The 18,619-nt window shown below is 74.1% G+C and carries 21 protein-coding genes; 11 read left to right on the top strand and 10 right to left on the bottom strand.

Annotated features, from left to right (window positions below; all coding sequences use genetic code 11):
- Nucleotides 1-59 precede the first annotated feature (59 nt).
- Nucleotides 60-932: a DUF3558 domain-containing protein gene (locus SCK26_RS16265; protein WP_318202029.1), complete on the bottom strand. Its 873-nt coding sequence runs from the start codon at nt 930-932 to the stop codon at nt 60-62.
- A 214-nt stretch (nt 933-1,146) separates the two neighbouring features.
- Between SCK26_RS16265 and SCK26_RS16260 the strand changes: the two genes are divergently transcribed.
- Nucleotides 1,147-2,340, top strand: coding sequence for an RtcB family protein (locus SCK26_RS16260; protein WP_318202028.1), 1,194 nt, complete (start codon nt 1,147-1,149; stop codon nt 2,338-2,340).
- Here the strand turns inward: SCK26_RS16260 and SCK26_RS16255 are convergent.
- Genes SCK26_RS16255 through SCK26_RS16240 form a run of 4 tightly spaced genes read right to left on the bottom strand, consistent with a single transcriptional unit; the run spans nt 2,330 to nt 4,304 of the window.
- The gene (locus SCK26_RS16255) at nt 2,330-2,935 is read right to left on the bottom strand and encodes a TetR/AcrR family transcriptional regulator (protein ID WP_318202027.1); all 606 of its coding nucleotides are present in this window, start codon (nt 2,933-2,935) and stop codon (nt 2,330-2,332) included. The two genes, SCK26_RS16260 and SCK26_RS16255, sit on opposite strands and share 11 nt — an antisense overlap.
- Before the next feature lie 32 nt (nt 2,936-2,967).
- Nucleotides 2,968-3,141 (bottom strand): hypothetical protein, encoded by a 174-nt coding sequence (locus SCK26_RS16250; RefSeq protein ID WP_318202026.1) that lies wholly within the window; start codon nt 3,139-3,141, stop codon nt 2,968-2,970.
- Nucleotides 3,138-3,914, bottom strand: a complete 777-nt coding sequence (locus SCK26_RS16245; protein ID WP_318202025.1) for an SDR family NAD(P)-dependent oxidoreductase — start codon at nt 3,912-3,914, stop codon at nt 3,138-3,140. The genes SCK26_RS16250 and SCK26_RS16245 overlap by 4 nt, the downstream gene beginning before the upstream one ends.
- Nucleotides 3,915-3,965: 51 nt before the next feature.
- Nucleotides 3,966-4,304: a YnfA family protein gene (locus SCK26_RS16240; protein ID WP_318202024.1), complete on the bottom strand. Its 339-nt coding sequence runs from the start codon at nt 4,302-4,304 to the stop codon at nt 3,966-3,968.
- A gap of 128 nt (nt 4,305-4,432) precedes the next feature.
- Here SCK26_RS16240 and SCK26_RS16235 point away from each other — a divergent pair, with 128 nt between their 5' ends.
- The 5 genes from SCK26_RS16235 (at nt 4,433) to SCK26_RS16215 (ending at nt 9,499) form a co-directional block, all read left to right on the top strand.
- Complete coding sequence (locus tag SCK26_RS16235; RefSeq protein ID WP_318202023.1) at nt 4,433-5,521, top strand: LLM class flavin-dependent oxidoreductase; 1,089 nt, start codon at nt 4,433-4,435, stop codon at nt 5,519-5,521.
- Nucleotides 5,518-6,093 (top strand): FMN reductase, encoded by a 576-nt coding sequence (locus SCK26_RS16230; protein ID WP_318202022.1) that lies wholly within the window; start codon nt 5,518-5,520, stop codon nt 6,091-6,093. Before SCK26_RS16235 ends, SCK26_RS16230 begins: the two co-directional genes overlap by 4 nt.
- Nucleotides 6,094-6,539: 446 nt before the next feature.
- Complete coding sequence (locus SCK26_RS16225; protein ID WP_318206021.1) at nt 6,540-7,256, top strand: response regulator transcription factor; 717 nt, start codon at nt 6,540-6,542, stop codon at nt 7,254-7,256.
- Entirely contained in the window at nt 7,257-8,693 is a 1,437-nt protein-coding gene (locus tag SCK26_RS16220) for a HAMP domain-containing sensor histidine kinase (RefSeq protein ID WP_318202021.1), read from the top strand.
- Nucleotides 8,694-8,764: 71 nt separating this feature from the next.
- Nucleotides 8,765-9,499, top strand: a complete 735-nt coding sequence (locus tag SCK26_RS16215) for a hypothetical protein (protein WP_318202020.1) — start codon at nt 8,765-8,767, stop codon at nt 9,497-9,499.
- 3 nt (nt 9,500-9,502) lie between these two features.
- On the opposite strand, the gene SCK26_RS16210 is transcribed toward SCK26_RS16215, so the two are convergent.
- A complete protein-coding gene (locus SCK26_RS16210; protein ID WP_318202019.1) occupies nt 9,503-9,790 on the bottom strand; it encodes a hypothetical protein in 288 nt (95 codons plus the stop codon).
- Nucleotides 9,791-9,878: 88 nt separating this feature from the next.
- Here SCK26_RS16210 and SCK26_RS16205 point away from each other — a divergent pair, with 88 nt between their 5' ends.
- A complete protein-coding gene (locus tag SCK26_RS16205; protein ID WP_318202018.1) occupies nt 9,879-10,709 on the top strand; it encodes a M55 family metallopeptidase in 831 nt (276 codons plus the stop codon).
- Between the two features lie 95 nt (nt 10,710-10,804).
- Here SCK26_RS16205 and SCK26_RS16200 read toward each other — a convergent pair whose 3' ends face one another.
- Nucleotides 10,805-11,410 (bottom strand): ABATE domain-containing protein, encoded by a 606-nt coding sequence (locus SCK26_RS16200; protein ID WP_412080749.1) that lies wholly within the window; start codon nt 11,408-11,410, stop codon nt 10,805-10,807.
- 62 nt (nt 11,411-11,472) lie between these two features.
- Here SCK26_RS16200 and SCK26_RS16195 point away from each other — a divergent pair, with 62 nt between their 5' ends.
- Complete coding sequence (locus SCK26_RS16195) at nt 11,473-12,219, top strand: MBL fold metallo-hydrolase (protein WP_318202016.1); 747 nt, start codon at nt 11,473-11,475, stop codon at nt 12,217-12,219.
- Between the two features lie 8 nt (nt 12,220-12,227).
- On the opposite strand, the gene SCK26_RS16190 is transcribed toward SCK26_RS16195, so the two are convergent.
- Complete coding sequence (locus SCK26_RS16190; RefSeq protein ID WP_318202015.1) at nt 12,228-13,646, bottom strand: MFS transporter; 1,419 nt, start codon at nt 13,644-13,646, stop codon at nt 12,228-12,230.
- Nucleotides 13,647-14,065: 419 nt separating this feature from the next.
- On the opposite strand from SCK26_RS16190, the gene SCK26_RS16185 reads away from it, so the two are divergent.
- Entirely contained in the window at nt 14,066-14,953 is an 888-nt protein-coding gene (locus SCK26_RS16185) for a helix-turn-helix transcriptional regulator (protein ID WP_318202014.1), read from the top strand.
- A 28-nt stretch (nt 14,954-14,981) separates the two neighbouring features.
- On the opposite strand, the gene SCK26_RS16180 is transcribed toward SCK26_RS16185, so the two are convergent.
- Complete coding sequence (locus SCK26_RS16180; protein WP_318202013.1) at nt 14,982-15,872, bottom strand: LysR family transcriptional regulator; 891 nt, start codon at nt 15,870-15,872, stop codon at nt 14,982-14,984.
- Between the two features lie 79 nt (nt 15,873-15,951).
- Here SCK26_RS16180 and SCK26_RS16175 point away from each other — a divergent pair, with 79 nt between their 5' ends.
- Both SCK26_RS16175 and SCK26_RS16170 read left to right on the top strand, forming a co-directional pair.
- Nucleotides 15,952-16,833, top strand: a complete 882-nt coding sequence (locus SCK26_RS16175; protein ID WP_318202012.1) for an EamA family transporter — start codon at nt 15,952-15,954, stop codon at nt 16,831-16,833.
- Nucleotides 16,830-17,489, top strand: coding sequence for an NAD(P)-dependent oxidoreductase (locus tag SCK26_RS16170; protein ID WP_318202011.1), 660 nt, complete (start codon nt 16,830-16,832; stop codon nt 17,487-17,489). Before SCK26_RS16175 ends, SCK26_RS16170 begins: the two co-directional genes overlap by 4 nt.
- 37 nt (nt 17,490-17,526) lie before the next feature.
- Here the strand turns inward: SCK26_RS16170 and SCK26_RS16165 are convergent, their stop codons facing one another.
- Nucleotides 17,527-18,420, bottom strand: a complete 894-nt coding sequence (locus SCK26_RS16165; RefSeq protein ID WP_318202010.1) for a phosphorothioated DNA-binding restriction endonuclease — start codon at nt 18,418-18,420, stop codon at nt 17,527-17,529.
- Between the last annotated feature and the right edge of the window lie 199 nt (nt 18,421-18,619).

Raw genomic sequence — 18,619 nt, 5'->3', positions numbered from 1 at the left:
GCGGTGGGCAAGCCGCGCGGTCTCCGTTCGCGTACGGGACGGCGGGGCCGGCCGGGCGGTCAGCCGCCGAGCGCGTCGTCCAGGCGCGCGGCCAGGTCACGGGCCCTGTCCTGCATTTCCTTGCTGTCCGGGACCGTTCCGATGGCCGTCGGCTGCTCCTCGTACTGAATGGTGACGACGACGTTGGACGTGCGGAACACCACAGTCACCGCGCGCTGTTCGGCCGTCGAGCCGGAGGTGCTGAGCCGGTCGTCCAGATACGCCTCGTCACCGAGGTCGGACAGTGTGCGGGGCTGGAGTTCGGCGGTGTCCTCCGGGGAGGCGGACGGCGAGGACGAGCCGGAGGCGGCAAAGGACCCGGAGGACTCGGAGGTCTTGGCGGAGGGGTCCGTCGCGGGCGGGGAGGCCTTGCCGCTCGGGGAGCCGGTGGCGGACGCGGTGGGCGTCGGGGTGCCGGCCGGCGGCGCGGTGGCGCTGCTCGGCGCGGGCAGGTCGGCGGCGGCCTGCTGCTCCTGGAACAGCCGCTGCGCCTGGTCGTCGTCGCTGACCGTGTTGTCGTACGACACCACGCGCTCGAAGTCCACGGAGAGGCGGTCGGTGACGTCCGCGGACTCGACCTTCCAGCGGCAGCCGACCTTGCGGTCGGTGTCGTAGGTGAGCGCGGCCTCGCCCTGGTAGGCGTGGTCCCGCTGGACGGGGTCGGTGATCCGCAGGATGCCGGGCAGCAGCGTGTCCAGGGTGTCGTGGCCGACCGCGCCGCAGGGCTCGGGGAGTGTGCGGTACTTGCCGGGCTGGGCGGCGACGGTGGCCGTGCCGGCGTCGCCCGGGTTGGCGTTGTCCGCCGGGCCGTCGTCCCCGGAGCCGCTCGTGCAGCCGGCCAGCAGCGCCGCGAGGAGGGCGGCGGTGCCGGTTACGTACGCCTTCCGCTGCACGTCGGGCTCCTCTCGACGGTGTGTGCGCGCTCGGTGCTCCAGTGTCCCCGCTGGTTATTCGCTTGCCGCGGCGGGGCGTCTGCTGCAGACAATGTGTATCGCACGCACTGCCGTGGACGCCGGTCCCTTGTCCCTTTCGACGACCTTGGCGCCTCTTTTGCGTTTTGCTGCTTTCAAGCCTTTCGTTGTCATTTCCCGGGGGAAAGAGGAAGACATGTCGTACGTGGAGATACCGGGCGCGAAGGTACCGATCCGGATGTGGACGGACCCGGCGGCGGTCGAGGACGTGGCGCTGCGCCAGCTCCAGAACGTGGCGACCCTGCCGTGGATCAAGGGCTTGGCCGTGATGCCGGACGTCCACTACGGCAAGGGCGCGACGGTCGGCTCGGTCATCGCGATGCGGGACGCGGTGTGCCCGGCGGCGGTGGGCGTGGACATCGGCTGCGGCATGTCGGCGGTGAAGACCTCCCTGACCGCGAACGACCTGCCCGGCGACCTGTCGCGGCTGCGGTCGAGGATCGAGCAGGCGATTCCGGTGGGCCGGGGCATGCACACGGACCCGGTCGAGCCGCGGGGCTTCCACGGGCTGGCCACGGCGGGCTGGGAGGACTTCTGGGAGCGGTTCGACGGGGTCACCGACGCCGTGCGGTTCCGGCGCGAACGGGCCGTCGCGCAGATGGGGACGCTGGGCGGAGGCAATCACTTCGTCGAGGTGTGCGTGGACGAGTCCGGTTCGGTGTGGCTGATGCTCCACTCCGGCTCCCGCAACATCGGCAAGGAACTCGCCGAGCACCACATCGGCGTGGCCCAGAAGCTCCCGCACAACCAGGGCCTGGTCGACCGCGACCTCGCCGTCTTCGTCGCGGACACCCCGCAGATGGCGGCCTACCGCAACGACCTGTTCTGGGCGCAGGAGTACGCCAAGTACAACCGCATGCTCATGATGGCGCTCCTGAAGGACGTGGTCCGCAAGGAGTTCAAGAAGGCCAAGCCGGTCTTCGAGCAGGAGATCTCCTGCCACCACAACTACGTGGCGGAGGAGCGGTACGACGGCATGGACCTGCTGGTCACCCGCAAGGGCGCGATCCGGGCCGGCTCCGGCGACCACGGCATCATCCCGGGCTCCATGGGCACGGGGTCGTACATCGTGCGGGGCCTCGGCAACGAACTGTCCTTCAACTCCGCCTCGCACGGCGCGGGCCGGCGGATGAGCCGCAACGCGGCCAAGCGGCGCTTCACGACCGAGGACCTCCAGGAGCAGACCCGGGGCGTGGAGTGCCGCAAGGACTCCGGTGTCGTGGACGAGATCCCGGGCGCCTACAAGCCGATCGACCAGGTCATCGCCCAGCAGCGGGACCTGGTGGAGGTCGTGGCCAAGCTGAAGCAGGTCGTCTGCGTCAAGGGCTGACGCCGGGACCGGCCCCGAGGGAGTCCAGCCAGCGGAGCAGGCGGGCTCCCTCCGCGGTCATGACGGCCGGGTCGCGCAGGGCGTGGGCCAGGAGGGACATGCCCTGGTAGGCGGAGACCAGGGTGAGGGCGTGGCCGTCGGGGTCGGGCACGCCCCAGGCGCGGAACTGGGCGGCGGCCCAGTCCAGGAGGCGGCGGAGCACCGCGCCGGCCTCGGCGTCCAGCGTGCCGTCGGCGCGTTTGCCGAGTTCGGCGGCCAGGGTGCCGGTGGGACAGCCGTGCCGGGCGGTGCTCTCGCGTTCGGCGGTCCACGACTCGACCAGGGCCGCCAGCCGGGCGCGCGGGTCCGGCAGCCGGTCCAGGCCGGCGGTGAGTTCGTCCAGCCGGGCGCGGTGCTCCGCCAGCGCGGCCCGGACCAGCTCGTCCTTGGTCTTGAAGTAGTAGTAGACGTTCCCCACCGGGACGCCGGCCTCGCGCGCGATGTCGGCGAGGGTCGTCCGCTCGACCCCCTGCTCGTGCAGGACACGGGCCGCCGCCGCCGAGAGCCGCCGGCGCTTCTGCGCGGCCTGCGCCCGCCGGTCACCAGAGTTCGTCATCCGACCGACTATAGGCAGCGGCGTCCCGGACGCTACTTCGCGTGCCGTACCGCGTAGATCATGACGAACGCGATGAAGTGGATGCCGAAGAGGAAATAGGCCAGGAAGTACCACACCTGGCGTTCGTCCTTCGTCTCCTGGGCCAGGCGGCGCTGCTCCGCGGAGTCCGGGGGAGCGGGCGGCGCGGGCGCGCTGTCGGCGGTCACGGTTCGCGGTGCACCTTGGTGTTGGAGGCCTGGGCGCGCGGGCGCACGACCAGCAGGTCGATGTTGACGTGGCTGGGGCGGGTCACCGCCCAGGCGATCGTCTCGGCCACGTCGTCGGCGGTGAGGGGCTCGGCGACGCCCTCGTACACCTTGGCTGCCTTGTCCGCGTCGCCGCCGAAGCGGGTCAGCGCGAACTCCTCCGTGCGGACCATGCCGGGCGCGATCTCCACGACCCGGACCGGCCGGCCGACGATCTCCAGGCGGAGGGTCTCGGCGAGCACATGGGCGCCGTGCTTGGCGGCGACGTAACCGGCGCCGCCCTCGTAGGTGCCGTGGCCGGCGGTGGAGGAGACGACCACGACCACGCCGTCACCGCTCGCCTCCAGCTTCGGCAGCAGCGCCTGGGTCACGTTCAGCGTGCCGATCACGTTCGTCTCGTACATCGAGCGCCAGTGGGCCGGGTCGCCGGTGGCCACCGGGTCCGCGCCGAGGGCGCCGCCCGCGTTGTTGACCAGGACGCCGATCGTCTTGAAGGCGGAGGCGAACTCGTCCACGGCCGAGCGGTCGGTCACGTCGAGCTGGTAGGCCACCGCCGAGTGCCCGGCCGCGGTCAGCTCCTCGGCGAGGGCCTCGATGCGGTCCTTGCGGCGGGCGGTGAGGACGACGCGGTAACCGGCCGCGGCGAGCCTTCGTGCCGTGGCGGCGCCGATGCCACTGCTCGCGCCGGTGACGACGGCGATGCGGGAGGCGGCGGGCGGGGCGGCGGTGGCCATGGCGGCTCCTGTTGCTGCGTCGGGGCGGTTCGGTCCAGCGTAAGTGAGGTCTCAGCCGCCGTTCCGGGGTGCCCACATGATGATCGTCATCCCGGCCAGGCAGACCAGCGCGCCGGCGATGTCCCAGCGGTCGGGCCGGTAGCCGTCCGCGACGACGCCCCACAGGATCGAGCCGGCCACGAAGATCCCGCCGTAGGCGGCGAGGATGCGGCCGAAGTGGGCGTCGGGCTGGAAGGTGGCGACGAAGCCGTACGCGCCGAGGGCGAGGACGCCGCCGGCGATCCACAGCGGGCCCCGGTGCTCCCGTACGCCCTGCCAGACCAGCCAGGCGCCGCCGATCTCGAACAGCGCGGCGACGGCGAACAGGGCGGCGGAGCGGAGGATCGGCATGGGGGCAGCTTCGCACGCGGCGGCCGTGCGGCCCTTGGCGCCCCGGGGTGGCGGCAGGGGAGGAATAGGCGGGCTCGGGTGGCCGTTGGAGGGGGTGTAGTTGAACGGTCAACCAAATGGAGGCGGTCATGCAGTTCGGGATCTTCAGTGTCGGGGACGTGACCACCGACCCGACCACCGGGCGGACGCCGACCGAGGCCGAGCGGATCAAGGCCATGGTCGCCATCGCGTTGAAGGCCGAGGAGGTCGGGCTGGACGTGTTCGCGACCGGTGAGCACCACAACCCGCCGTTCGTGCCGTCCTCGCCGACCACGATGCTCGGCTACATAGCCGCCCGCACCGAGAAGCTGATCCTGTCCACCTCCACCACGCTGATCACCACCAACGACCCGGTGAAGATCGCGGAGGACTTCGCGATGCTCCAGCACCTGGCCGGCGGCCGGGTGGACCTGATGACGGGCCGCGGCAACACCGGGCCGGTGTACCCGTGGTTCGGCAAGGACATCCGCGACGGCATCGACCTGACCATCGAGAACTACGCGCTGCTGCGCCGGCTGTGGCGCGAGGACGTCGTCGACTGGGAGGGAAAGCACCGCACGCCGTTGCAGGGATTCACGTCCACGCCGCGACCGCTGGACGGCGTGCCGCCGTTCGTCTGGCACGGCTCCATCCGCTCCCCGGAGATCGCCGAACAGGCCGCGTTCTACGGCGACGGCTTCTTCCACAACAACATCTTCTGGCCCGCCGACCACACCCGGCGGATGGTGGAGCTGTACCGGGAGCGCTACGCCCACTACGGGCACGGCACCGCGGAACAGGCCGTCGTCGGCCTCGGCGGCCAGGTGTTCATGCGGAAGAACTCCCAGGACGCGGTACGGGAGTTCCGGCCGTACTTCGACAACGCGCCGGTCTACGGACACGGACCGTCGCTGGAGGACTTCACCGAGCAGACCCCGCTGACCGTGGGCTCCCCGCAGCAGGTCATCGACAAGACGCTCTCCTTCCGCGAGTACGCGGGCGACTACCAGCGCCAGCTGTTCCTGATGGACCACGCGGGACTGCCGCTGAAGACCGTGCTGGAACAGCTCGACCTGCTCGGCGGGGAAGTCGTCCCCGTCCTGCGCGAGGAGTTCGCCAGGAACCGCCCGGCAAACGTGCCGGACGCCCCCACCCACCAGTCGCTGACCGCCGCCGCGCGGAAGGAGGCCACCGCATGAAACTCGTCGTCGTCTCCGCGGGACTGAGCGTCCCGTCCTCCACCCGGCTGCTCGCCGACCGGCTGGCCGCCGCCGTCCGCCGGCAGGCGCCGGCGGAGGTCCGGGTGGTCGAGGTGCGCGACCTCGCCGTGGAGATCGCGCACCAGCTCACCAACGGGTTCCCGGGCAAGGGGCTCGCCGCCGCGCAGGACGCGGTGGCGGGGGCGGACGGGCTGATCGTGGTCACGCCGGTGTTCAGCGCGTCCTACAGCGGGCTGTTCAAGTCTTTCTTCGACGTGCTGGACAAGGACGCGCTCGCGGGCAAGCCGGTGCTGATCGCGGCGACCGGGGGATCGGCCCGGCACTCGCTGGTGCTGGAGCACGCGCTGCGGCCCCTGTTCGCCTACCTGCGGACCGTGGTCGTACCCACCGCGGTCTACGCCGCCTCCGAGGACTGGGGCGCGCCGGGACTGGCCGAGCGGATCGAGCGGGCGGCGGGAGAGCTGGCCGCGCTGATGCCGGTGACGGCGGCCCGGCCGGAGGAGGCCGGCGTGGTGCCGTTCACCGAGCGGCTGGCGGCGCTGGGGCACTGACGCGCTGACGCGCTGTCGACCGCCGCCGTCCGCCGTCCGGCCAATCGGCAGCTCGGCCGGGCGGGGTGCTCGGGGTGCCGGGTCGCGTTGACGGGACGTCGGGCCGGATGAGCGGCCGGTGGCTCGGCGGGTGGGCGGTGGCCTTGGCGGGTGACCGTCGCTTGTCCCGATCGGCCGGAGGCGGGCGGGGCGCCGGGGAGCCCGGTCGCGTGAGGGGCTGCCGCTCGTGGTGAGAGGGCGGTGGTTCGGTGCGGGGGCATGGGCCTTGGGGGACGGCCGGCGGCCCGGCGGGTGTGGTGGCTCGGTGGGCGGCCGGTGGGTGGGTGAGAGGAAGGTGCCTCGGTGGGTGGTGGCTCGGTGAGAGGGCGGTAAAAAGGGTGGCCGGGGGCGTTCGGGCACGGCCGGGCCGTCGGGGGCCTTGGCAGACTGGGGGTGTGCCCCAGACTGTGCTGCTCGCCGAAGACGACCGTGCCATCCGTCATGCCCTGGAGCGTGCCCTGACGCTGGAGGGCTACGAGGTCACGGCGGTCGCCGACGGCGTGGAAGCGCTGGCGCAGGCCCACCGGAACCCGCCGGACGTACTCGTCCTCGACGTGATGATGCCCGGCATCGACGGCCTCCAGGTGTGCCGGGTACTGCGCGCCGGAGGCGACCGCACCCCGATCCTCATGCTCACCGCCCTCGTGGAGACCGCCGACCGCATCGCGGGCCTGGACGCGGGCGCCGACGACTACGTGGTCAAGCCGTTCGACGTCGAGGAGGTCTTCGCGCGGCTGCGCGCCCTGCTGCGCCGCACCAGCCCCCCGCCCGTCACCAACCCCGCTCCGGAGATCCCCGTACGGGAAACGCCGCAGGTCTCCGGCCGGCAGCTGGAGGCCGCCGGCCTGCGCATGGACCTCCAGGCCCGCCGGGCCTGGCGCGGCCGGCGCGAGCTGGAACTGACCCGCACCGAGTTCGAGCTGCTGGAACTGCTGGTCCGCAACGCGGGCATCGTCCTGGACCACTCCACGATCTACGACCGGATCTGGGGCTACGACTTCGGCCCCGGTTCCAAGAACCTCGCCGTCTACGTCGGCTATCTGCGCCGCAAGCTGGACGAGCCCGGCGCCCCGCAGCTGATCCACACCGTGCGGGGCGTGGGTTACGTGCTGCGGGAGGACTAGATGGGCCGCCGCTGGCGGCTGCCGGACCGGCCCCGGCCCCGGCTGGTCTCCCTGCGCACCACCTTCGCGGTCTCCTTCGCCGCCGTCACCGCCGCCGTCACGATCCTCGTGGGCATCCTGTCGTACAACTCCGCCGCGCGGCTCGTCCGCGTCGACCAGCAGTCGGTGTTCACCCAGGTCGTGCAGGACGTGCGGGACGTGGTCCGGCAGCAGGCGATGGGCCCGGACGACTTCTCCTCCTCCCGTCCCGGGCACGACGTGGTGCGTCCCGCCCGCACCGACGTCCAGGTGCTCGGCGCGTGGGGACAGATCGTGGACGACGGCAGCCCGGTGCTGCCCGTCACCGCCCGGGACCGGGCGATGGCCGTCGCGCGCCCGGCCGGAGAGGTCGTCGAGCACCGGGACGTACGGGTGGACGAGGACCTGTTCCGCATCGCCACCGTCTCGTTCGGCGACGGACGGGGCGCGGTGCAGGTCGCGCAGGAGTTCAGCGACACCGAGGACCTGCTGCGGGCGTTGCAGCGGCGGACGCTGATCCTGATGGCGGCGGTCGTGGTGGCGGCCGGGCTGTTCGGCTGGTGGCTGGCCCGGCGCATCACCCGCCGGCTGGTGATCCTCACCTCCGCCGCCGAGGACGTGGCCCGCACCCGGCGGCTGGGCATCCAGGTGCCGGTGGCCGGGTCGGACGAGGTCGGCCGGCTGGGCCGCGCCTTCGACCGGATGCTGGGGCGGCTCGCGCAGTCGGAGGAGGACCAGCGCCGGCTGGTGCAGGACGCCGGGCACGAGCTGCGAACGCCGCTCACCTCGCTGCGCACCAACATCTCGCTGCTGCGGCGCATCGACGAGCTGCCGCCCGACACAAGGGAGGAGCTGGTCGCGGACCTCTCCCAGGAGGCCCGGGAACTGACCGACCTGGTGAACGAACTCGTCGACCTCGCCGCCGGGCAGTCCGACGCCGAGCCGTCCCAGCGGGTGGACCTCGCCGACCTCGCCGAGGACGTCGTCGGGCTGGCCCGGCGCCGCACCGGCCGGGACGTCGTGCTGTACGCGAGCGGGGACACGTCGGTCCACGGGCGGCCCGGGATGCTCCAGCGGGCCATCTCCAACCTGGTCGAGAACGCGGCCAAGTTCGACCGGGACGGCACGGCGCCGATCGAGGTCGGCGTCACCGGGCCGGCCCGGCCGGGCACGGTACGGGTGGAGGTGCTGGACCGGGGGCCCGGGATCGCCGACGGCGACCTCGTGCGCATCTTCGACCGCTTCTACCGCGCCGCCGACGCCCGCTCCCTGCCCGGCTCCGGCCTCGGCCTGTCCATCGTGCGCGAGGTCGCCCGGGCCCACGGCGGAGCGCCGTTCGCCTACCGGCGCGAGGGCGGCGGGTCGGTCATCGGGTTCACGGTGAGCGGCGGTCTGGCGGGCGGCGGGGGCGGCGGCTGAGTACGGGTACCTAGCCGGAGCGGGTAGCCACGCCCATCCTCCGGCCGGCCCGGCCGCCGTAGCGTCGCCGTATGCCCGACAAGATCACACCGGCCACCGGCACCGCGACCGGCACCGGCACCGCGACCGGCACCGCGACCGGCACCGGCACCGTGCGCGGTCTCGGCCGCGGCCTCGGCGTCGGCTGTCTCGGCTGTGGCGGGCTGGTGGCCGTCCTCGTCCTCCTCCTGGCCGCCGTGCTCGCCTGGAACGCCGGGGACGCGACGGACCTGCCCCGGGTCGCGCCCGACGACAGGGCGGACCGCGCCTTCGCGTACTCCCGGGAGGCGTACGACGTCATGGGCTTCACGCGCACGCTGCCGCCGGGCGTGACCGGCACCGGCGCCGGCCCGCGGAACACGTTCGGCGCCGAGCACTGCCGCGACGGCGGGCTGCTCGGCATGGAGGACAAGACCGTCGACGGCGCCTACCGGCTCTACCACGAGTGGGCACTGGACCACGTCCCCGCCGGTCAGGCCGTTGCCGGGCTGCGCCGGCTGCACCGGCGGCTTTCGGACGAGGGCTGGAGGGTCACGTCGTACACCGAGGGCGGCAACGGCAAGGACTGGTCGCTGTACGTCCAGCGGGACCACCGGGCCGAGTGGATGACCTTCACCTGGGACCCGGAGCGGCGGTACTTCACGGGCGGCGCGGGCGTGCCCTGCGCCTACGATCCCGCCTGGACGCACAGCGACATCGAGTCCTACGACCCGTACACCGCCGCCCGGGCCGTGTCGTCGCGCGAGCTGGGGCCGGGGCGCCGGTGAGCGTCACGCGTCCTCGCCCGTGCTCCCGCTCCGCCGCCGTGCCGCCGTCAGCAGCCAGCCCAGGTTGCCCACCGCCGCACCGGCGGCCACCGCGGCGGCGATCACCCCGCCGGTCGCCAGGCCGTCGCTGAACAGGTGCGGGCGCCGGTCCAGGCTGTGCAGCCCGAAACCGCACAGCTCGTACACGCCGACGGCGGCGATGACCAGGCTGACGACCAGCACGGCCACCGTCGGCGCGAGACTGTGCGCACAGACCTCCGTGCCGGGCTCCGTCTCGGTCGTGTCCTGCATGGGTCCCCCGTGGAACAGGCGTGGGAACAGCCCGGTGGCTGCCTGCGGTTGGGAACCTACAATACGTAGGGTCGCTAGGGTCGACGCCGTGCGGATCTACATCAGCGTGGACATGGAAGGCGTGACCGGGCTGGTCGACGCGGACGACGTCCAGCCGGGCGGCCGGGACTACGAACGGGGCCGGGCCGAGATGGCCGAGGACGTGAACGCCGCCGTTCGCGGCGCGCTGACGGCCGGCGCCACCGGCATCCTGGTCAACGACGCGCACGGCCCGATGCGCAACCTCCTCCCCGAGGCCCTGCATCCGGCGGTCCGCCTGGTGCGCGGCAGGCCCAAGCGGTTCGGCATGCTGGAGGGACTGACCGGCGAGCACGACGCCGTGCTGTGCGTCGGCTACCACTCCCGGGCCGGTGCGCCCGGCGTGCTCAGCCACAGCTTCATGGGACACGAGACCGAGGACATGTGGCTGGACGGCCGCCCGGTCGGCGAGATCGGCTTCGCCCAGGCCACGGCCGCGGCCCTCGGCGTGCCCGTCGTGGCCCTTACGGGTGACGACGCGGCGTGCGCGGAGATGACCGAGTGGGACGCCTCGGTCGCCACCGTCCCGGTGAAGTACGCCCGCGACCGGTTCGCGGCCGAGCTGCGGCCGGGCGCGGAGGCGCGCGCGGCGATCGAGGAGACGGTGGCCGCCGCGCTGACCCCGGCCCCGCGCCGCCCGGTCCCGGGCGCCGCCGAGGCCACCCTCGCCGTCCGCTGGCAGTCCGCCTCCGTCGCCGCCACGCTGCTCGGCATCCCCGGTGTGACGGCCGACGACGCCCGTACGGTCCGGGCGACCGGACCGCTGCCCGCGCTGTACCGGCAGTTCGGGGTGTGGATGCGGGTGGCCGCCTCGCTCACCGGCCAGTCGCCGTACTGCTGACGGAGGACGACACCGGCCGTGCGCACGGGCGGGACCGGCACCGGCCGTGCGCACGGGTGGGACCGACACCGGCCGTCCGCGCGGGTGGCGGTCGTTCAGCCGGTCGTGGCGCGGGCGGTGCGGCGGGCGTAGGCGCGGGCCGCGCGGGCGCGGTCGCCGCAGCGGGTGGAGCACCAGTGGCGGCGACCGTGCCGGAGCAGGTAGCGGTCGCAGGGCGGGGAGCCGCAGGCGGTCAGGCGCTCGGCGTCCGGCCCGGTGAGCAGGTCGGCGGCGTCGGCGGCGAGGGCCGCCAGGGCGTGCTCGACGATCTGGGTGGTGGGGTGGGCGGCGGCCCGGTACAGGCCGCGGTCCGGGGACCAGTGCAGCAGCGAGGCGGCCGGGGCGAGGGTCAGCGCGGCGTTGAGCGCGGCGAGCGCCTCCGCCGGGGCCGGGCGGCCGTCGGTCCGGGCGGCGAGCAGCGCGCGGATCCGCTCGCGCAGCGCGCGCAGCCGGCCCGCGCAGTGCTCGCGCAGATCGGCGCCGGCCGGGGCCAGACCGCGGTCCACCAGCCAGTCACGGGCGTCGGCGGGGGTGGCGAGGAGGTCCGCGGAGCGGCCGCCGGGCAGGGCGACGGCGGTGTTGGCCAGAGCGAGGGCGGGATACCGCTCGGCGCCGGGGGCGGGGGGCAGCTTCACGAGTCTCATGGTAGGGCTTGCCTCCATCCGTGAGGAAGGGCTAGCGTCTCTCACGGATGACACTCCATCTGTCCATGAGGTGAGCCGGTATGCAGATCCCCGTCCAGGTCCTCGGCGGTCCCACCGTCCTCATCGAGTACGGCGGCCTCCGCTTCCTCACCGACCCGACCTTCGACGACCCCGGCGACTACCCCTCGCCCAGCGGCCGCGTCCTCACCAAGACCGCCGGGCCCCGCGTGCCGCTCGCCGGACTCGGCCCCGTGGACGCCGTCCTGCTCTCGCACGACCAGCACGCCGACAACCTCGACACCTCCGGCCGCGCCCTGCTCGCCGACGTACCGCGCGTCCTCACCACTCCCGCGGCGGCCGGCCGGCTCGGCGGCTCCGCCGAGGCCCTCACCCCCTGGCAGACCGTGGACCTGCCCCGCCCCGGCGGCGGCACCGTCACCGTGACCGCCGCGCCCGCCCTGCACGGCCCCGAGGGCAGCGAGCCCGTCGTCGGCGAGGTCACCGGCTTCGTGCTGACCGCCGACGACCTGCCCACCGTCTACGTCAGCGGCGACAACGCCTCCCTGGACCTGGTCAAGGAGATCGCCGCCCGGTTCGCCCCCGTGGACACCGCCGTCCTCTTCGCCGGCGCGCCCCGCCTGCCCGTCCTGGACAACGCCCTGCTGGTCCTCGACGGCGAGGGCACGGCGACCGCCGCCCGCCTCCTGGAGGCCCGCCGGGTGGTCGCGGCCCACTGCGACAGCTGGACCCACTTCACCGAGGGCCGGGAGCACGTGGTGCGGGCGTTCGAGGAGGCGGGGCTGGCGGACCTCCTGCAACGGGACTGACCGGCCGGTCACCGGCGGCGGGCCGTCCGCAGGAACACCGCGCCGCCGAGGGTGCCGGCGAGGGCGAGGGCCGCGTTCAGCGCGATCGCGGTCTTCAGCCCGCCGAGGACGGCCAGGGTGCCCGTACCGGTCATGGCGGCGGTGGCGACGGCGCTCATCACCGGCGTGCCCATGGTGATGCCGATCTGCTGGGTCATCGTCGCGAGCCCGGTGGCCAGCCCCTGTTCGTCGTCGGCGAGACCGGAGGTGGCGCTCACCATGAACCCGACGATGACCAGCATGTTGCCGACCCCGCCCGCGAAGGTCGCGGGCAGCAGCAGCCCCAGCGAGGACTGCCCGGTGCCGAGCCCGAGCAGGGCCGCCGTGGACACCGCCTGGACCAGGCCGCCGGCCAGCAGGGCCCGGGCCGCGCCGAACCGGCCGATCAGCCGCGGCGCGAGCGTGCCGCCGACGACGGTCCCGGCGCCCAGCACGCCGAACGACAGCCCGGCCGCCAGCGGGGAGAAGCCCAGCACCTCCTGGAGGTAGAGGGTCAGCAGGAACACCAGGGACGTCTCGGTGAGGAACGCGACCAGCCCGGCGACATTGCCCCACGCCACCGACCGCCGGCCCAGCACCCGGGGCGGCACCAGCGGCGCGGACACCCGGCGCTCCACGGCCGCGAACGCCCCGAGCAGCACCACGCCGGCCGCGAGCGGCAGCAGCGTGGCCGGCGCGCCCCACCCGCGCTCGCCGGCCTGCGTCAGACCGAGGATGACCGCCAGCAGGCCGAGGGTGACCGTGACGGCACCCGGTACGTCCAGCTTCGGGCGCTCGGCGGGCCGGGACTCGGCGACGACCGCGGGCGCGACGAGGAGCACGGCGAGGACCACGGGCACGTTGACGAAGAACGCCCAGCGCCAGGACAGCAGGTCCGTCAGCAGCCCGCCGAGGATGGCGCCGGTGGTGAAACCGGCCGACATCAGCGCTCCGTTGAGGCCGAGCGCCTTCTCCCGCAGCGGGCCCTCCGGGAAGGACGTCGTCAGCAGCGACAGCCCGGCCGGAGTGACCGCCGCGGTGGCCAGCCCCTGGAACACCCGGGCCGCGAGCAGCACCTCCGGGCTCCGCGCGAGCCCGCCGGCCAGCGAGGCCGCGCCGAGGACGACGAGCCCGCCGAGGAACAGCCGGCGCCGGCCGAAGAGATCGGCGACCCGGCCGAACAGCAGGGTGAACCCGGCCGCGCACAGGGCGAACGCCGTGCCGATCCACTGGAGATCGTCGAGGGAGAAGCCGAGGCCCGCGCCGATCACCGGCAGGGCCACGTTCAGGATGGAGAAGTCCACGGCCAGCATGAACTGGGCCGCGAGCAGCAGCACCAGCACCAGGCGCAGCCGCGGGGTCAGCACGGCGGGCGCGGCATCGGCCGGCCGTGTCGCTACGACGGACATGACTAGGGGTCCCTTCTGTACGGCGGAGTGGCCGGGCCTACGGCGCAGTCGGGCCGTAGGGCGTACGGCGGGGTCGGGCCGTAGGGCGTACGGCGGGGTTGCCGGGCGGGTGGCGAGGCCGACGGTTCTACGGCGAGGCCGCCACGAACCCGGCGAAGCCGCCGCGGAGCGAGCGCCGTTGCCGCAGACCCGGCGCAGTGCCCGGAACTCGGCGGAGTGCCTTGAACCCGGCGGTGTTGCCATGCGGAAGCCTCGTCCGCCCCGGCCGGTCCAGCCAGCACCTCCCTGCGACCGGCCGCCGCGAGGGTGGTCATCGCGTGACCCCCCTCGGACATCCCGTTCGCGCCGTCCGGCGGGCAGGATGGACGACGACCGCCGCACACCCCGAAGGCGTACGCCGCACACCCCCGGAGGCAGCCATGGACGCGTCGTTGGAGCTGGGAGAGTTCCTGAAGTCCCGCCGTGCCGCGCTGCGGCCGGAGGACGTCGGGCTCGCGACCGCGCCGGCCCGCCGCCGGGTCGCGGGACTGCGCCGCGAGGAACTGGCCCTGCTCGCGGGCGTCAGCATCACCCACTACACCCGCCTCGAACAGGGCCGCGCGGCCGGTGTCTCCGACTCCGTCCTGGACGCGATCGCCCGTACCCTGCGGCTCACCGAGGACGAGACCGCCCACCTCAAGGACCTGGCCCGCCCCGCCGCCCGGCGCCGCCCGGCCGCGCCCCGCGCCGAGCACGCGAGCCCCTCGTCCCGCCGGCTGCTCGCCGCGATGACGGACGTACCGGCGCTCCTGCTGGACCGGCGCGGTGACGTCCTGGCCTGGAACCGGCTCGGCCACGCCCTGCTCGCCGCGCACCTGCCGTGGGAGGGCCCGGACAGCCCCGGCGAGCGGCCCAACCTGATCCGGATGCTGTTCCTGGACGAGGAGTACCGGGCGAGGTACACCGACTGGAAGGAGGAGGCCCACCTCGCGGTCGCCTCGCTGCGCCTGGTCGCCGGCCGGCACCCCGACGACCGCGCGCTGGCCGAGCTGATCGGGCACCTGTCCATCCAGAGCGAGGAGTTCACCGCCCTGTGGGCCCGGCACCCGGTGCGTACCTGCGCCTCCGGCACCAAGTCCCTGCGCCATCCGGCGGTCGGCACCCTGGAGCTGGCCTTCGAGAACCTGTGCCTGCCGGGCACCGAGGGCCGGCGCCTGATCACCTACACCGCCGAGCCCGGCACCCCGTCGGACGCGGCCCTGCGCCTGCTCGGCGGCGCGACGACGTCCGCCGCGCGGGAGGGGCTGCCCGCGCTGGACGCGCGCTGAACCGTTCGCCGCCGCCCTGCGCGGTGCGTCAGGTCCGCGGTCCGGCCCCGAGGACGTCCAGCATGGCCCGGGTCGCCGGGCTGGGCGGGAAGCGGCTCCAGGCCAGGTACTCCACGCGGCGCGGCCCGTCGGTCACCGGGACCAGCGCCAGCCGGGGATCGGCGGCGGCCAGGGGCCGGACGAACGCCGACGGCAGCAGCGCGACACCGAGCCCGCGCGCGAGCAGCCCGGTGATCAGCTCGACCACACCGGCCTCGTAGGCGACCTCACGGGCCAGGCCCGCCGCGGCGAACGCCTGGTCCGACTGGGCCCGGGCGGGCGTCCCGGCCACGAAGTCCACGAACGTCTCCCCGGCGATGTCCCGCAGCGTCACCCGCTCCGCCCCGGCCAGCCGGTGCCCGGCCGCCACGACCAGCACATGCTCGTCGTGGTCGAGCGCCAGGCTCTCCACTCCCACCGGCCGCTCGCCCTCCGGCAGCCCGAGGAAGGCGATGTCCAGGTCGCCGCGGCGGACCGCCGCCGCCATCTCGTCGCTGCGCCCGGACCGCAGCAGCACCCGCACCTCCGGGTGCCGGTCGCGATAACGCCGCAACAACTCCGGTACGTCCACGGCGGCGGTGGTCACGATCACGCCGACGGCGAGCCGGCCGCGCACCACGCCGGTCGCGGCGGCGGCGTCGGCCACCGCGCGGTCGGCGGCGGCCAGCGCCTCCCGTGCCCGTGCCACGAACGCCTCGCCCGCCTCGGTCGGTTCGACCCGGCGGCTGGAGCGGGCGAACAGCCGTACCCCCAACTCCCGCTCCAGGCCCGCGATCCGGTGGCTGAGCGAGGACTGCGTCACGAAGCACCGCTCGGCGGCACGGGTGAAGTTACGGGTCTCGGCGACGGCGACGGCGTACCGCATCTGCTGGAGGTCCACCCGACCATGGTTTCCGTGCATGGCTGCGATGGCAACCATGTCTTGGACGCATGACCGCACACCGGCCGAGACTCCTCACATGTCCTCGTCCGCCCACCGGCCGGCCACCGTCCTGCTGACCGCCCTCGCCCCCGCCGCCTGGGGCACCACCTACGTCGTCACCACCGAACTCCTGCCGCCCGGCCACCCGTTGTTCGCCGGCCTCATGCGCGCCCTGCCCGCCGGACTGGCCGGCCTGGCGCTCACCCGGGTGCTGCCACGCGGGGACTGGTGGGGGAAGGCCGCCGTCCTCGGCGTGCTCAACATCGGCGGGATGCCGCTGCTGTTCGTGGCGGCCGAACGGCTGCCCGGCGGGGTCGCCGCCACCCTCGGCGCGGCCCAGCCGCTGCTGGTCGCCGCGCTGGCCGCCCTGCTCCTGCGTGACCGGCCGACGCCCTGGCGGCTGGTCTGGGGCGTGCTCGGCACGGCCGGTGTCGGCCTCGTGGTCCTCGGCCCGGACGCCCGGCTGGACGCCGTGGGCCTGCTCGCCGGGCTCGGCCACACGGCGACCATGGCGGGCGGGGTCGTCCTGACCAAGCGCTGGGGCCGTCCGCCGGGAGCCGGTCCGCTGACGCTGGCCGGCTGGCAGCTCACGGTCGGCGGGCTGCTCCTGCTGCCCCTGACCCTGGCAGTGGAGGGCCTGCCGCCGCGGATCGACGCCGGTGCGGCCGGGGGCTACCTGTGGCTCGGCAGCATGGGCGGCCTGATCGCGTACACGCTGTGGTTCCGCGGCATAGCCACCCTCCCGGTAGGAGTCACCGCGCCCCTGGTCCTGCTGTCCCCCTTGGTCGCCACGGCCATCGGCACGGCGAGGGGCGAATCCCTGAGCCCGCTCCAGACGGGCGGCTTCGCCCTGTCCCTGACGGCGATGCTCGCCGCCCAGCTGAACCCGCCCACCCGAGAAGGAGTACGCCCCCGATGACTTCCGCCATGACGATCGCGGTCCTCGGCGCCACCGGAATGGCCGGCAGCCGGATCACCGCCGAGGCCGCCGCACGCGGCCACCGGGTGCTGGCCCTCGCCCGCAAGCCGGCGAGCGAGCACCCGGCCGTGACCCCGGTCCCGCTGGACGCGGCCGACCCGGACGCCGTACGCCGGACACTGACGGACCACGGCGCGGACGCGGTGGTCGTGACCCTCAGGACGTACCCGACGGACGAGGACTTCCTGCTCGCCGCGACCCGGACCGTCCTGGACACCGCCGCCGGCCTCGGCATCCGCGTCCTGGTCATCGGCGGCGCCGGCGCCCTGCGTACCCCCGGCACGCCGGGCCTCCTCCTGGCCGACAACCCCGCCTACGTCCCCGCGGAGCTACGCCCGGTCGCCGCGGCCGGAGTGGCCCAACTGCACGCCTGCCGCACCCACGCCCACTCCGACTGGTCCTACCTCAGCCCGCCGCCCCTCCTCGAACCCGGCCCCCGCACCGCGCGCTACCACCGAGGCACCGACACCCTGCTCACCGCCCCCGACGGCCGCTCCTGGATCAGCGCGGAGGACCTGGCGGTGGCGGCGGTGGACGAACTGGAGAGGCCGGGCGGGGAGCGGCACTTCACGGTGGTGCACGCCGGGCAGGAGTGACCGGGCGCCGGATCCTCTCAGCCCCCGGGCGGGATGGTCAGGCCGCAGCGGCGGGGCGCGGTTCGCCGTGGAAGACCTGCCGGGTGTGCCAGTCGCGGTGAGCTGCGGCAAGAGGGCGCGAGCCGGGCCGGGGGCCGATGAGGGGGCGGCCCGCGAGCGCTATGACGTGTTCGTGGGCGGCGGTGCTGTGGCCGACGAAGCGTTGTGAGACCAGGATGCGTTGGTCACCTCCCAGGCCGAGGACGCCCTTGTCGAAGAGCTTGTGGTGCAGCGAGCAGAGGCAGATCCCGTTCTCGATCTCGTCGGGACCGCCGAACGCCCACCAGCGCACATGGGCGGCCTCCAGCCCGACCGGAACCGAGCCGATCCTGCCGTCGTAGCCGCAGAAGGCGCACCGGTACTCGTAGGCGGTCAGCACCAGTTCGCGCATGCGAGGGTCCCGCTGCCTGCGCGCCGGCACGAGCCGCTCGACCTCGGCAGGCTCCAGTTCCAGTCCGACGGCCTCGCACAGTTCACCGTGGAGGGAGGGCGGGAAGTGCAGGTCGAGCAGCAGCCGCGCGATCCGGCCGAGCAGGTCCGGTTCGCGCCGCAGCGCCGCCCTCAACTCCGGCGCCAGTCGCCCGGTGGCGCCGGTCTCCCGCAACTCCCGCAGCCCGGTCCCGGGACTGCCGGTCCCCCGATCGGTACGCACCTCCCACACACCGTCACCGACCAGGTGATGGAAGGGATAGGCGGGCGTCGTCCTGCGAGGCGGCCCGTACTCGGTCAGCAGCCGCTGAAGGTCCCGCTCCACGGAGCTGTACCGCAGCCCACCGTCGGCGTCCTCCTGGAACCGTCCGAGGGCGTACAGGAGCAGCAACGGCTTGTGCGGAGCGCGCGCTCCGCCCTTGGTCCACTGCCTCAACTTGCCGATCCGCTCCAGCCAGTCCATGGCGTCTGATCGTAGAAGCGCCGGTTCGGCCACGTGGTGTTTCCCAGGACGGCCGCAAAGAGATGGGTGTCAGCGGCTGCCCGGCCGGTGATCGAACCGCTCACCCACTAGCCACCCAGGGTCGTCAGTCTCTCCCCTGTGCTCGTCGTGACCGCTAGTATCCGACCGGGGAGCCCTTGGCTTATGGGGAAGGGGTCGA

The organism is Streptomyces sp. SCL15-4, assembly GCF_033366695.1.
GTDB lineage: Bacteria > Actinomycetota > Actinomycetes > Streptomycetales > Streptomycetaceae > Streptomyces.
This window is presented reverse-complemented; position numbering and strand designations above follow the sequence as displayed.